Below are 15,445 nucleotides of genomic sequence, written 5' to 3' on the forward strand. Positions count from 1 at the left end.
AGCCTTCGCTGGGGTGACGCCATGGATGCGATCGGCAACCGCTTCGCGCTCGCCCCCCTTCCAGGCCGCCGGCCGCCGCCAGATCCCCCCGCTCCCCCCGCTCCCCCTCCGTCATGCCAGCGCAGGCTGGCATCTCAGGAGAGACGCGCCCCGCTCTTCTCCCGAGACCCCAGCCTTCGCTGGGGTGACGCCACGGATGCGATCGGCAACCGCTTCGCGCTCGGCACCCCCTTCCAGGCCGCCGGCGGCCGCCAGATCACCCCGCTGCGCCCGCGCGCGATCCGCATCGGCCTCGACAAGAGCTTCTGAGCCGAGCGGCGGCCGACGCCCCCTTCCCGTTCCCCCGCTCCCCGCTCCCTCCGCTCCCCCCTCCGTCATGCCAGCGTAGGCTGGCATCTCAGGAGAGACGCGCGCCGCTCCTCTCCCGAGACCCCAGCCTTCGCTGGGGTGACGTCATGGATGCGATCGGCAACCGCTTCGCACCCGCCCCCCTTCCAGGCCGCCGGCCGCCGCCAGATCCCCCCGCTCCCCCCGCTCCCCCTCCGTCATGCCAGCGCAGGCTGGCATCTCAGGAGAGACCCGCCCCGCTCTTCTCCCGAGATCCCGGCTTCCGCCAAGATGACGAAGAGCGGCGCGGCGCCTCCCGCGACATTTTCTTCCAAGGCTCCGCCGCGTCGGCCCCGTCTTCGGGTCATGCGGGAGGGCGATCGCGGCAAGCGATCCCTTCCCCGATGACCGAAGGGAATGGAATCTCGATGCGCTACCTGCTTGCCTCCACCTGCCTCGCCGCGCTCGCCGCCGTGCCCGTCCATGCCGAGACGACCGTCGGCGACAAGCGCACCGCGACGATCCGCACCGCGACGATCAAGTCGGGCGCGGCCGACGACATCCGCATCACCTCGGCCGGCTCGGTCGTCCCCACCGTCGCGGGCCCGGCGGTCGTGCTCGACAGCGACAACAAGGTGGTGAACGAAGGCACGATCCAGGCCACCAACCTCGACAACGCGACCGGCATCCGCGCCGAGGCCGGCCGCACCGGCAGCATCGTCAACGCCGCCAGCGGCAAGATCGTCCTCGACGAGACCTACACCGCCGAAGACGCCGACAAGGACGGCGATCTCGACGGTCCGTTCGCCGTCGGCACCGGCCGGGTCGGCATCCGCACCGCGGGCGCCTTCGCCGGCAACGTCACCAACAGCGGCTCGATCGCGATCGAGGGCAAGGATTCGGCCGGCATCCGGCTCGACGGCCGGCTCGACGGCAAGCTGATCCAGGACGGCACGATCGCCATCGTCGGCGATCGCTCGGTCGGGGTCGCCGCCGGCGACGTGACCGGCAATGTCCGCATCGCCGGCACCATCACGGCGATCGGCCAGGGCGCGGTGGGCGCCTCGCTCGGCGGCGATATCGGCGGCGCGCTGGTGGTCCAGGGATCGATCACCGCGACCGGCTACCGCAACACCACCCCGCCGACCGACACGTCCAAGCTCGATGCCGACGACCTGTTGCAGGGCGGCCCGGCCGTCCGCATCGCCGGCAACGTCGCGGGCGGCGTCGTCTTCGCGGTGCCGCCGAAGGACAGCAGCACCACCGACAATGACGAGGACAAGGACGGCATCGAGGACGCCAAGGAAGGCTCGGCCGCCATCACCTCCTACGGCTCCGCGGCGGCGGTCGAGATCGGCGCGGCCAACCGCGCGGTGACGATCGGCGCGGTGGCGGGCAACCCCGACGGCCACGGCCTCGTCATCGAGGGCGCGATCGCCGGCGCCGGCACCTATGCCGGCGTCAACGGCAACGGCCTGGTCATCGGCGGCCTCGGCGGTGCGGTGACCGTTGCCGGCGGCGTCACCAATCGCGGCACGGTCAGCGCGTCGGGCGCCAGCGCCACCGCGCTGCGCGTCGGCAGCGGCGCATCCGTGCCCGAGGTGATCAACGCCGGCATCATCCAGGCGAGCGGCACCAACGCCGCCAATGCGAAGACGGTGGCGCTGCAGATCGACCAGGGCGGCTTCACCGCCGAGATCGTCAACAGCGGCGCCATCCGCGCGACCGCCGGCGGCACCGCGTCGGCCAATGGCGCGACCGTCACCGCGATCCTCGACCGTTCGGGCGAGGTCGACCTGATCAGCAACAGCGGCCTGATCTCGGCGACCGGCGCGGCGGCGGGCAGCAATGTCGCGATCGACCTTTCGGCGAACGCCACGGGCACGCGGATCGACCAGACGGTGGTCGCGAGCGGCGTCGCCGCGCCGTCGATCGTCGGCGACATCCGCCTGGGCGCCGGCAACGACATCCTCGACGTCGCCGACGGCAGCGTCGCGGGCAACACCAGCTTCGGCACGGGCAACAACCAGCTGCTGCTGTCGGGCGACGCCACCTATGCCGGCAAGGCGAGCTTCGGCGCGGGCAACGACATCGTCTCGCTCGGCGGGACCGCCGCCTATGCCGGCGACATCGACTTCGGCGGCGGCAGCGACCGTCTGACGATCGGCAGCGGCGCCAAGCTGAACGGCGCGCTCTCGAACGCCCAGGGCACGGCCGTGGTGGTCAACGGCTCGCTCGACATCGGCAAGTCGACCGCCGCGATCCAGACGCTCGCCGTCGGCGCGTCGGGCACGCTCGGCGTCGCCATCGACGTCGCGAGCAAGACGAGCACGCTCTATCAGGTCGCCGGTGAGGCCAGCTTCGCGCAGGGCTCGAAGGTCGCGGTCACGCTCAACAGCATCACCGGCGCCGAAGGCCGCTACACCTTCCTGAAGGCCGGATCGGTCACCGGCGCATCGACCATCGCCACCAATGCCGCCTTCCTGCCCTTCATGTACAAGGGCACGGTGAGCGCGGTCTCGGGCACCGAACTGGCGGTCGATATCAGCCGCAAGACCACCACCGAACTGGGCCTCAACCGGTCGCAGGCCGCCGCCTACAACGCGATTTATACGGCGCTCGGCAAGGACGCGAAGGTGGCCGGCGTCTATCTCGGCACCACCGACGGCGACGCCTTCCGCAAGCAGCTCCGCCAGATGCTGCCCGATCATGCCGGCGGCGCCTTCGAATCGGTGACGATGGCCTCGCGCGCGACCGCGACCTTCCTGGCCGATCCCAACGCGCCCTTCGCCGACATGGGCAAGTGGGGCTACTGGATCCAGCAGGTCGGCTGGGGCACGTCGAAGGGCCTGGGCGACACCGCGTCCTACGACATCACCGGCTGGGGCATCTCGTCGGGCGCCGAGGCCAAGACCGACCTCGGCAGCTTCGGCATCTCGCTCGCCTATCTCTACGGCAAGGACGCCGACGGCGGCACCGACAACAAGGTCGATGCCGGCCAATATGAGATCGGCGCCTATTGGCGCGGCTATTGGGGCCCCTTCCAGGGCTGGACGCGTGCCAGCTACGCCCATGTCGACTTCAAGGGCGAGCGCGTCTTCCAGGGCAGCATCGGCACCGAGAATGTCGAGCGCCGCGCCAAGTCCAACTGGAACGGCAAGCTGATCTCGGCCGCCGCCGGCGCCGCCTACACGCTGCACATGGGTTCGTTCAGCGTGCGGCCGAAGGCGGCGATCGACTATTACCGCCTGAAGGAGGACGGCCATGCCGAGAAGGAAGGCGGCGACGCCTTCGATCTGATCGTCGACGGCCGCAAGAGCGACGAGCTCGCGGTCAGCGGCACGGTCGCGGCGGGCTTCGACTTCGGCGGCCAGAACGAGGACTCGGGCTGGTTCCGGATCGAGGCCGAAGGCGGCCGGCGCGAGCTGGTCGGCGGCTCGCTCGGCTCGACTACCGCGCGCTTCGCCGGCGGCACCGCCTTCACCCTCGATCCCGAGAAGCGGACCAGCGGCTGGGTCGGCAAGCTGCGCGCGGTCGGCGGCGGCAACGGCTTCCAGATCGGCGGCGAGGCCGGCGCCGAGCAGCAGCAGGGCCGCGCCGCCCTCTCGCTGCGCGCCAGCCTGGTGGTCGGCCTCTGACCGGCTGACGCGGCGCCGGGCCGCTCCCCCGCCCGATCTCCTCCGGCCGATGCTGTGGGAGGTCGGGTGGGGGAGCGGGCCGGTGCCGCCCCCCGGCGCCAGTCGCGCAAAACATTCCTATCCCTCCTTTGAGGAGGGCGGGGTGGGTTCTCCCCCTTAAAAGCGGCACGAGGCCCCCCGCCGCTACCCACCCCATCATTCGTGGACCCCACGCCCTGCTCCCCTGCCCCTCCGGGCGGGGGAGTTTTTTTGCGCCGGCCGCGCTTTGAAAATTCCATCCACAGATTCTTTTGTTGCGCCTTCGTTCCTTCCCCACGGGCAAGTGGCTGACCCGACTCACTATTCCGCCGCGTCAAGGGGGTGGGTCGCCTTTGGCCGATGCGACGAGCCGAGTCCCCGAACCGTCATTTTGACTCTTGCGCTGGGATTCAGATGAGGCACTATAGGTAGTGTAAGGCAACAGGGGCAGCGCTAGAGATGGTGGATCACGTTCGGGAGCTCGGCTCCGGGCGGATGGCCGTCCACGGTGCTGCGAATATCGGGGATAAGGTCGATTCAGCGCTGGAATAGCGCCGAGGACACATTATCTTGGAGGTACGCCCAAGCCGAACGGATCGCGAACGGAGCCGCCAGGTCGGCCCGTTCAGACATGAATTGTGCGGAGGCGGGCAAATGGACCTTTCTGGCAGCAGCAGCGAAGTGGGCTCGAACGACGTGGCGACGATGATGGATCTCCCGGTGAAGGACGCCAAAGCGAAACCCGCGGCCACCCCCGAGGCTACGGCCACGGCCCCGGCGAATGCCCCCGCAAATGCCAGGGTGTCGACCGGCAGCACCGAGATACGGCCGCAGCTCTATCCGATCGAGGTCGACCACAGCCGCGACGCGCTCCTCACCGATTTCGGCAAGGACACGCTGACCGACCGCTATCTCCTGCCCGGCGAAAGCTACCAGGACCTGTTCGTGCGCGTCGCCTCGGCCTATGCCGACGACCAGCCGCACGCGCAGCGCATCTACGACTATATCTCCAGGCTGTGGTTCATGCCCTCGACGCCGGTCCTGTCGAACGGCGGCACCGGGCGCGGCCTGCCGATCAGCTGCTATCTCAACTCGGTCGACGACAGCCTCGAGGGCATCGTCAACACCTGGAACGAGAATGTCTGGCTGGCGTCGCGCGGTGGCGGCATCGGCACCTATTGGGGGTCGGTGCGCGGCATCGGCGAGCCGGTCGGCCTCAACGGCAAGACCTCGGGGATCATCCCCTTCGTCCGGGTGATGGATTCGCTGACCCTCGCGATCAGCCAGGGTTCGCTGCGCCGGGGCTCGGCCGCCGTCTATCTCGACGTGTCGCACCCGGAGATCGAGGAGTTCCTCGAGATCCGCAAGCCGTCGGGCGACTTCAACCGCAAGGCGCTCAACCTGCACCACGGCGTGCTGCTGACCGACGCCTTCATGGAAGCGGTCCGCGACGGCAAGGAGTGGGACCTGCTCAGCCCGAAGGACCAGTCGAAGCGCGGCTCGGTCGACGCCCGCGCGCTGTTCCAGAAGCTGGTCGAGACCCGCCTCGCCACCGGTGAGCCCTATATCGTGTTCAACGACACGGTGAACCGGATGATGCCGAAGCATCACCGCGACGTCGGCCTGAAGGTGTCGACCTCGAACCTCTGCTCGGAAATCACCCTGCCGACCGGCCGCGACCAGCATGGCATGGATCGCACCGCGGTCTGCTGCCTCAGCTCGCTCAACCTCGAGACCTGGGACGAGTGGAACGGCGACAAGATGTTCATCGAGGACGTCATGCGCTTCCTCGACAACGTCCTGCAGGACTATATCGACCGCGCCCCCGACGAGATGGCGCGCGCCAAGTACAGCGCCAGCCGCGAGCGTTCGGTCGGCCTCGGCGTGATGGGCTTCCACACCTTCCTCCAGGCGCGCAACATCCCGTTCGAAGGCGCGATGGCGAAGAGCTGGAACCTCAAGATCTTCAAGCATATCGCCGCCGGCGCGCAGGAAGCCTCGATGCTGCTGGCCAGCGAGCGCGGGCCCTGCCCCGACGCCGCCGACCAGGGCGTGATGGAGCGCTTCAGCTGCAAGATGGCGATCGCGCCGACCGCGTCGATCTCGATCATCTGCGGCGGCACCTCGGCCTGCATCGAGCCGATCCCGGCCAATATCTACACCCACAAGACGCTGTCGGGCAGCTTCTCGATCAAGAATCCCTATCTGCAGCGGCTCCTCGCCGAAAAGTCGAAGGATTCGGACGCGGTGTGGAACACGATCCTCGAGAAGGGCGGCTCGGTCCAGCATCTCGACTTCCTGACCCAGGAAGAGAAGGACGTGTACAAGACCAGCTTCGAGATCGACCAGCGCTGGCTGATCGAGCTCGCCGCCGACCGCACCCCCTATATCGACCAGGCGCAGTCGCTGAACCTGTTCATCCCGGCCGACGTCGAGAAGTGGGACCTGCTGATGCTCCACTTCCGCGCCTGGGAACTGGGCATCAAGTCGCTCTACTATCTCCGCTCCAAGTCGGTGCAGCGCGCCGGCTTCGCGGGCGGGGTCGAGGCGGACAACACCCCCGACCTCAAGCAGATCGAGCTCGAGTCCAAGGACTATGACGAGTGCCTCGCCTGCCAATAGCCATCCGGCACCCCTGATCCCGACGGCCGCGTGACACCATCACGCGGCCGTCCTGTTTTCCGGGGGATAACGTCGGGACGTCCCCTCCCCACACGCCACCCCCGCGGGTCGGCACGCCCCCTCCYCCCMCACACACGTCACCCCRGCGAAGGCTGGGGTCTCCGGAGAGACSCRCACCGCCCATCTCCGGAGAYSCCAGCCTCCGCCGGCATGACGAAAGGGGAGTCGGCACGCGCCTCCCCCACGCACGTCCCGCCAACGGGTCGGCACGCCCTCCCCCACACACACGTCACCCCRGCGAARGCTGGGGTCTCCGGAGAGACGCACGCCGCCCATCTCCGGAGATGCCAGCCTCCGCCGGCATGACGAAGGGGGAGTCGGCACGCGCCTCCCCCACGCACGTCACCCAAACGGGCCGGACGCCCCTCCCCCCACGTCACCCCAGCGAAGGCTGGGGTCTCCGGAGAGGCCCGCACCGCCCATCTCCGGAGATGCCAGCCTCCGCCGGCGCGACGCCTTTCGAGGACGACGACCGAAAACCCCCGAAACATAGGCGTGGTGGTCGCGCTCCCCTCCGACACACAAGCTCTTGTGGAAAACCTCGCGAAAACATTTGTCGGGCGGTGCCGCTTGGCATAGGATGAGCGTCGCGTTTCGATGGCTGGGGCCATTGCCTGCGAAATGGTTGAATCCCGGGATGGAAGTCCCGATCTGACAGGGTGGAGCGATCGGATGTCGCCTGTTTCCGAACCGATGGATCGGGACTGATCGATGGACCTTTCGGTGCCCCTGGTCATCGCCGCCGCCTCGGCGCTCGTCGGCCTGCTCTGCCTCTGGCTGATGCTGGTCGCGCTGCTGCGGCTGCGCAAGGTGCGGAAAGGCAAGGGTCCCCTCGGGGACACGCCGGCCGATCTGAAGAGTTTCGCGCTCCGGCAGTTGCTGAGCGCCGTCGTCATGGTCGCGCTCGCCGCGATCATCTTTGTTTACAGCTGAAGCTGAAAGGTCGTCCCATGTCGCTTCTCCAGGCCAGCCGCACCTACAAGCCGTTCGAATATCCCTGGGCGTTCGAATATTGGAAGCGGCAGCAGCAGCTCCACTGGCTGCCCGAGGAAGTGCCGCTGGGCGAGGATTGCCGCGACTGGGCGCAGAAGCTGACCGATCATGAGCGCAACCTGCTGACGCAGATCTTCCGCTTCTTCACCCAGGCCGACGTCGAGGTGCAGGATTGCTACCACGACAAATATGGCCGCGTGTTCAAGCCGACCGAGGTCAAGATGATGCTGACCGCCTTCTCCAACATGGAGACGGTCCACATCGCGGCGTACAGCCACCTGCTCGACACGATCGGCATGCCCGAGACCGAATACAGCGCCTTCATGCAGTATAAGGAAATGAAGGATAAGCACGATTACCTCGCGACCTTCGGGGTCGACAGCGACGAGGATATCGCGCGCACCCTGGCGATGTTCGGCGGCTTCACCGAGGGGCTCCAGCTCTTCGCCAGCTTCGCGATGCTGATGAACTTCCCGCGCTTCAACAAGATGAAGGGCATGGGCCAGATCGTCACCTGGTCGATCCGCGACGAGACGCTCCACTGCGAGGGGATCATCCGGCTGTTCCACGCCTTCTGCAAGGAGCGCAACTGCCTGACCCCCGCGGTCAAGGAGGACATCCTCGACATGTGCCAGAAGACGGTGCGGATCGAGGACGCCTTCATCGACCTGGTGTTCGAGATGGGCCCGGTCAGCGGCATGACCCCGAAGGACATCAAGAAATATGTCCGCTACATCGCCGACTGGCGCCTCGGCCAGCTCGGCCTCAAGCCGATCTACATGATCGAGGAGCATCCGCTGCCCTGGCTGGCGCCGCTGCTCAACGGCGTCGAGCACGCCAATTTCTTCGAGACCCGCGCGACCGAATATTCGAAGGCCGCGACGCGGGGCCAGTGGAGCGACGTCTGGGACGCCTTCGACAACCGCATGACCGCCAAGAACGCGGCCGCGGCCAACGAGGACAGCGCCGACGGCGGCCTGTTCGGCCATGCCGGGGTCGCGGCGGAGTAACCGCGCACCAAAGCGCCCCAAGGCGTCGGGCGTGCCACCCACCGCCCGACGAAACGCCCCCGCTATCGTCACCCCGGGCCAGACCCGGGGTCCCGCTTGCTTGCTCCCGTCGGATGGGACGGAGCGCTTGTTTGCAGCGAACTCAGGCGCGTGGCCCTGGACACGCCTGAAGGCGGCCAGTCCGGACCCGACCCAAACGGCGTCGTTCCAGAGTTGCGTTAGTAACCCCAATAGCCGACCATCTGTGGATTGGGCCGTTTGCTGCGCAAGCCGGGGGGAAAGCATGACGAGGATCAATCCACTCTTTTTGACATTGCTCGCCATGGCCGTCAGTTACCCCGCGCAGGCGTCTGCCGGACCTATAACTTTCGATTGTGATGTCCCTGCGGATAACTACTCGTCCGTATCACAGGATGTCGGCGGACCGATGAAGATCGAAGGTTCGGTCCAACTGGTGCGAACTCGCTCCGGTGCCAACCTGCCGGTGGCCGGTGCGCGTCTGGTGAGTTCGGACGGGAATAACAGCGTCGGGTTCCAAATCGTAGTCCCCCGCCCTCGCGCAACCCGATTCGATATCATCCTGTACTTGAAGCGCGGGGACGACATGAAACGCGCGACCGTCACTCAGCTTGAAACCGAAGCAAGCGTCCCGTTCAATCTCTCGATTTCCGACACCGGCAAGGTAGCGCTCGCCATTGGCGGGAAGGACTTCAACGCGGATTTCATTCCATTGTCCGCTGGTAAAGCGATGGCTTTCTGCTCCACCGCGCAATTCAAGTTCGCTGGACTTCTGTTCCATCAGGACAGCAATGTTACTGCCACGAGTATCCACTGACGACCGGTTTGGCTTCAGATTGGATCAATAGCGGAAATTCTGCCCCCCCATTTCGAAGGTCGAAGCGACCTAGCCGCGACACCGCGTACGCTACCCCCGGAAGTCCGAAACTCTCAGGAACTCCGGCCCATGTCGACCTCCATTACCGAGCCATCTGGCATTGACGATCTGCATGCCCCGAGCATCGTCCTCCCGATGGAACGGAGGGCCATATGCTGGTGACGGGGTCGCGGCGGAGTAAGCGCGCACCACGGCGCCCCAAGGCGTCGGGCGTGCCACCCACCGCCCGACAAAACGCCCCCCCTATCGTCACCCCGGGCCAGACCCGGGGTCCCGCTTCCTTGCTCCCGTCCGATGGAACGGAGGGCTCGCTTGCAGCGAACTCAGGTGCGTGCCCCTGGAATACGCCTGAAAGCGGCCAGTCCGGACCCGACCCGATTGCAGACATCCGCATTTTGGACAAGCTCGGTCTATGCGCGAGCCCGACCGATGGAGCTTAACCCCGCCACAATCCAATCTCGCGCAAAGCGGCGAGCGATATTACCACCGCCAACATGAAATAGAGAGCCATGGTGCCATAATACTGGACAGGCTCTGTCGTCCTATGCCGCCTAAAGAACCGCTCTCTTACGCACCCGGTTACTGCGCCCTCAATGATCAAAGCAATAAGTGTGACGACACCTAGCGAGCACGCTATCACTATCCAACCTAGTTCAACTTCCAACCTTCGGCCTCCATATGTAAAGAAGCACTTCATGATGGGGGATGAATACCTGCACTGACAAGCCGTGAGAGATCGGCATTCTTACCTGCTTCATTTATGCTCACCACCTAGTTGGTGGCTGAGTTTTCCGGTGCCCTTCGCTGAATAATGTCATATCGAATTACAGGTCTCCACCCCTATCCGGTCGCATAGCAAGCCCAAGGGCGTGTACGCTGCCCCCGAACTCCGGAACTCTCAGGAGCTCCGGGCCATGTCGACCTCCATAACCGAGCTATCTGGCATTGACGATCTGCATGCCCCGTGCATCGTCCTCCCCATCGAACGGAGGGCCTTATGCTGGTGACGGGGTTGGGAAATTCACCAATCAGAATGGATGCCGATTTCATCGCTTTGGTCAGACCGGGAACACAAGTTCTGGTCAGGACGAGCACCGAACTGGTCGTCAGTACAGTGGGTGTGGCTGATGTCGACGGCCGCCTGCCCGGCACCTTCTCCTTTTCGGGTGAAGGCGTCCGCTATAATGATGATGGCGAGCCGATCAGCGGCATCATCACCGGTGTGCAGATCAGCGACATAGGGGGCCATGTTACCAGCTTGACGGGGTTGCACGCCTCCGCGTCCGATTTTTTCCAGCTGTTGAACGATATATCGTCGGGCCGCATCCAGGCGGATCCACTCAAATTGCTTCTGCCTGGCAATGATGAGTTGCGCGGGACCGCTGGCGAAGATGTTCTGCGTGACGTCGCCGGCCACAACATCTTCATCGGTGGAGCGGGGCGCGACACGATCATCGGCGGCGATGGCAACGATCATATATATGGGCATTCGCCCAGCGGTGGTGGCGAGGACGATGATGCGCTGCTCGGCGACGGCGGTTCGGACTATATCCATGGAAATGCCGGAAATGACTATATTTCCGGCGGAGACGGCTCGGACCGGCTCTATGGCGGTCAGGGGCAGGACTCCATCTCAGGCGATGCTGGCAATGATACCGTCAACGGCAATCTCGGCGATGACGTCATCAGCGGCGAAGACGGGCATGACGTTCTCCGCGGCGGCCAAGGCAATGACACTATCACAGGTGGCGACGGCAACGATATCCTGATGGGGGATCGCGGCGTGGACCTTCTCGACGGTGGCGATGGCGCCAACATCTTCGTGTTCGGTCCTGACACGAGCCCGATCGGCGCGACCATGCGGGATGTCGACAGCCTCGCATACTTCAGTCAACTGACGGATCATTTTTCGCTCGGTTTCGAGCCGGATAGCATTCTAGTCGGGGGAAGAGACGCCTCGCTGGCGACGCCTGAGCAAGCACGCGCCTACGCCCAGACCTTGCTCGATCAGCATGCGGGTAATCGCGAGGTGGCATTCATCTATGCTTCGGGCCAGACCGTCATGCTCTGGGCATCCAACGGAGGCGGCACCGTCGATTCAGCGGTCCTGATTGACGGCGGCTCGTTTGACTATGTCGGTGGCGGCTACGCCATTACTACCGACCATTTTATATAGGTGGTTCTATTCTCCAGCAGCAGCAAGCTTCGCTGAAGCAGCGGCGGGTTCAAATAGAAACTCTGGGCATTTACTATTCTTCCCCATAATTCTCGCGCCCAACACGCGCCTCTGAAAAAACTCGCCCATAGGTAATTTGTGTAGACCGCCTAAAAGCAGGTACATGTGTCCATGGCCTTCCCCGTTGCAATCGCGCTCGCACTATTCCTTATATACGCGCTGTTGGCGTCACTAGTTGATAGTTCGGCGCCCGATCGCCGGTCTTCCCGGCAACGCGCCCTGGCTTGCGTGGTGGTGATAATCGCCCTGCTCGAACTCGGCGCTATCTGGTTTATAATGGGGGCAATGGCGACAGGGCCCAACGTGCGGAACATGTCAGTTGTCGCAACGCTCGCCATTGTCGCGCTCGCAAACGGCGCGCTCGTTTATCGGCGTCCTGCCACCACCCGCGCGTGGCCCCAGTACCTCAGCGCTGCGTCCTTCGTCCTGATTGTCGGCTTGCCCGCTGGGCAAATCCTATTCATCGCGCTCCGTGGCGGCTGAACGCGATAATCAAGCCTCCACATCCGCACGGTACCATCTATCGGGTTCATGACATGAAGCCGGCTGACGCGAATTTCCCTCTGCCGGATGCGCTTATCGAGCAGAAATTTGCATTGCGTCCCCGGAACTCAATGAAGCCGTGAACCCGTAAACAGACCGTCAACTATCGTGGCAGATGCGTCAGCACGGCCCATGCCAGAACACGCCCGGGCTTGGCTCCGAATAACAAGCTGCGGGCATTGGAAGGTCCGACTTACGTCGTGGCACTTCATAGCCCCAGCCTCCATCAAAACCGGCTTTGGTCGTTATATCAACGCCCCATGCGTAAACCGTCACACTTTGAGGGCGAAGACCGGCGATAACCCTCGGCCATTGCCGCACCGGGACACTTCGCCGGCTGCCCGGCTGTTCGGGCAGATGCGACTTCATCAGTGCTTGAGCTTCGGCATGGATTGCCCTGAGCTTCTCGGGATCAGAGATGGGCCGGCTACAGCTACCAAGCACCGACATCGCCGCCAACATGGCCAATGCGATCGTCGCGTTTATCCATCGGCACATTCGGGCAGTGAAGCACGTCCGTCCAAAGACCGCTACTGAATCTCAATTTCCGAGGATTGATAATAATTATAACGACCGCACGTAGATTTTTTCCTGCCGGATTCAGTCCGAGATCGAGCAGAAATTTGTATTGTGTCCCCGGAACTCATGCCGGGGTCGCTGCGGAGTAAGCGCATACCACAGCGTCGGACGTGCCACCCACCGCCCGACGAAACACCCCCGCTATCGTCACCCCTGGCCAGACCCGGGGTCCCGCTTCCTTGCTCCCGTCGGATGAGACGAAGCGCTTGTTTGCAACCTGTTCAAGCTGCGAGGCTTTAAAACGATCCTAAAAGCGGGCAGTCCCGAAACGCCTTGAATCTCGGATGTTCGACGCTCGGACCGAACTTTCCAAAAGCTGCTGTTCATTCAGGCAAACCACCGCGACCGCTTCGCGCCCTAATTCCAGCCATTGCGGGTAAGCGCGCCCGATCCCAGAAGCTGCCATAAGTTTTGTCCGTAATGGTTACGAAATTACGTGCGCCCCCGCCCGTACGGTTTTACGAGTTGGACGATTGGAGAGGTCAAACGATGGCGTCGATCACAACCGTTTATCCTGAGAATTACCGCCCAGCGGTCTACCTCGATCCGTTGGCTCTGATCGATTTCGACGTGGCGACGTTTTCTGAAAAATCATCCACCGCCTTCACGATAGACGTTCATAACAACCAATATGTGCTGACGATCCGGGGCTCAGGCTTCCGCTATGCGGGTGACGGCCAACCGACCCAAGGCGTCATTACGGAAATACATGGTATCCAGAACGGCACACCGACTTACGATATTGAGGATGTGCAGATTAGCGTTGCCAGCCTGACCACATGGCTCGCGGTGGGTGGGCCATATCCGCTGTTTGCCGGAGACGATATCGTGATGGGCGGATCCAGTAGCGATACTTTCTTCGGCTATGATGGACACGACGTTGTATCTGGCGGCCCTGGTGCCGACCACATAAATGGCGGCGCAGGCAATGATCATATCTACGGTCAGTCCAGTGGCGGCGGACTGGATGGTCCGGACACCCTCTCCGGCGATGAAGGAAGTGATTATCTGCAAGGCAATGCGGGAGACGATCGAATTGACGGCGGAGCGGGGTCAGACCGGATCAATGGAGGTTCAGGGAATGACTTTATCTTCGGAGGCAGCGGTCTGCCCAATGGCCCTCCCGCAGGTAACGACACGGTAAACGGCAACCTTGGCGATGACACAATTATTGGTGACAATGGCAATGATTCTCTGCGCGGCGGCCAGGGCAATGATCAGATACAGGGCGGCGACGGCAACGATGTCCTGATGGGCGACAAGGGTAACGATGTGCTTTCCGGCGGTCGTGGTTACGATCTGTTTACCGGTGGAGAAGGAAGCGATGTATTCCGGTTTGACGACCCGAGGGACGCATCTGCGGTCGCCGCAGAGTTCACCACCACCGGCCCCGATGCCTACCGGGTCGATATCGTCACCGATTTCCACCACGGCGAGGATCACCTCGCCTTTTCCACGCCGCAGAACATTCTCGTCGGTGCGGCGACCGATGCCCAGGCCGCCGCAACCCTAGCGCAGACCCTTCTCGACAATAACCCCGGCGACAGCGAGACCGCCGCGATCGGTGTCGGCCACGATACCTATCTTTTCTTCCACCTCAATTCTTCGACAGTACAGGCCGCCGTGCTCCTGATCGGTGTAAATCCTGGGGAGATCACAGCGAGCGACTTCGGGTTCTGATGCGTGCGGTCTAAAGGATCTTAAGTTGGCGAACGGCAGCTGTCTTAACAAGGCGGCCCGGAACCTGCCGTTCTGAAATCGGCCCCATCTCGGTCTTCGCGGCTCATCGCACCGATGGCCGCTAATCACCAATTCCAGACATGGCATCCGCCAGACAGCGGCCGAAGATCCGTCAGCGGGATGGCCGATCGCCAGTCGTTGATGCCGGGAGTCTTCCCACAGTCCGGTCATATCCACGCGCTCGCCCCCCCCCCCGCTTTCTCCCAAATCTCATCCGTGCCACCAAATATTGTTCCCTTTTTGTTCTTGCCATTCCCCTCCCCTTCCGCTAAGCAATCCGGTCCCCACAACAGATCCCAAGGCCCGCTTATGCAGCCCGATATCCTCGCCAAGGCCCCCCGCTGCGGCGCGCGCACGCGGTCGGGCGAAGCGTGCCGCTCGCCGGCGGTGCAGGGCCATCGGCGGTGCCGGATGCATGGCGGCAAGGGCAGCGGCGCGCCGCGCGGCAATCGCAATGCCTGGAAGCATGGCGGCCGCTCGGCGCATGTCGCCGCGATGGCGCGCCGCATACGGCAGGCCAGCCTCACCCTGCGCCTCCTGCAGCTGCGCCTGCGGGCCCAGGCGGCGGCGCTGCGGATCGACGCCGGGGCCGGCCGGCGCCTCGTCGAGACGGCGATGCGGTTGCGATCGGACGGCGGCGCGGAAGAAAAAACAAAAAAACGCGCGGACAACCCCATGCACCCGGATATCGGCGCGTCCCGGCCTGCCGCCGGGCGGGGCGACCGCGGGCCCGAGCGCGCCGCCCGCTGGCCGGCGACGGGCATGAAAAAGGGGCGGAGCCGCG

The 15,445-nt window shown here is 64.3% G+C and carries 9 protein-coding genes and 1 pseudogene; all 10 read left to right on the forward strand.

The window, feature by feature from the left end; all coding sequences use genetic code 11:
• Window positions 1-21 precede the first annotated feature (21 nt).
• Window positions 22-309 (forward strand): hypothetical protein, encoded by a 288-nt coding sequence (locus ASE22_RS19775; protein WP_056363706.1) that lies wholly within the window; start codon window positions 22-24, stop codon window positions 307-309.
• Between the two features lie 446 nt (window positions 310-755).
• A complete protein-coding gene (locus tag ASE22_RS19780) occupies window positions 756-3,965 on the forward strand; it encodes an autotransporter outer membrane beta-barrel domain-containing protein (protein ID WP_056364152.1) in 3,210 nt (1,069 codons plus the stop codon).
• Window positions 3,966-4,637: 672 nt separating this feature from the next.
• Window positions 4,638-6,605: a ribonucleoside-diphosphate reductase subunit alpha gene (locus tag ASE22_RS19785; protein ID WP_056363708.1), complete on the forward strand. Its 1,968-nt coding sequence runs from the start codon at window positions 4,638-4,640 to the stop codon at window positions 6,603-6,605.
• 771 nt (window positions 6,606-7,376) lie between these two features.
• Window positions 7,377-7,598, forward strand: a complete 222-nt coding sequence (locus ASE22_RS19790; protein ID WP_056363710.1) for a hypothetical protein — start codon at window positions 7,377-7,379, stop codon at window positions 7,596-7,598.
• Window positions 7,599-7,615: 17 nt separating this feature from the next.
• The gene (locus ASE22_RS19795; protein ID WP_056363712.1) at window positions 7,616-8,668 is read left to right on the forward strand and encodes a ribonucleotide-diphosphate reductase subunit beta; all 1,053 of its coding nucleotides are present in this window, start codon (window positions 7,616-7,618) and stop codon (window positions 8,666-8,668) included.
• A 283-nt stretch (window positions 8,669-8,951) separates the two neighbouring features.
• Window positions 8,952-9,503: a hypothetical protein gene (locus tag ASE22_RS19800; protein WP_156397155.1), complete on the forward strand. Its 552-nt coding sequence runs from the start codon at window positions 8,952-8,954 to the stop codon at window positions 9,501-9,503.
• A 1,057-nt stretch (window positions 9,504-10,560) separates the two neighbouring features.
• The gene (locus ASE22_RS19805; protein WP_082545332.1) at window positions 10,561-11,739 is read left to right on the forward strand and encodes a calcium-binding protein; all 1,179 of its coding nucleotides are present in this window, start codon (window positions 10,561-10,563) and stop codon (window positions 11,737-11,739) included.
• A gap of 288 nt (window positions 11,740-12,027) precedes the next feature.
• On the forward strand, window positions 12,028-12,282 hold the full coding sequence (locus ASE22_RS27730; protein ID WP_156407254.1) for a hypothetical protein: 255 nt from the start codon (window positions 12,028-12,030) through the stop codon (window positions 12,280-12,282).
• Between the two features lie 1,128 nt (window positions 12,283-13,410).
• On the forward strand, window positions 13,411-14,601 hold the full coding sequence (locus ASE22_RS26320; protein ID WP_162248197.1) for a calcium-binding protein: 1,191 nt from the start codon (window positions 13,411-13,413) through the stop codon (window positions 14,599-14,601).
• Window positions 14,602-14,970: 369 nt separating this feature from the next.
• A pseudogene (locus ASE22_RS28020) lies at window positions 14,971-15,087 on the forward strand (HGGxSTG domain-containing protein); the annotation flags it as partial.
• Between the last annotated feature and the right edge of the window lie 358 nt (window positions 15,088-15,445).

This window comes from Sphingomonas sp. Root720 (assembly GCF_001428605.1).
Taxonomy (GTDB): domain Bacteria; phylum Pseudomonadota; class Alphaproteobacteria; order Sphingomonadales; family Sphingomonadaceae; genus Rhizorhabdus.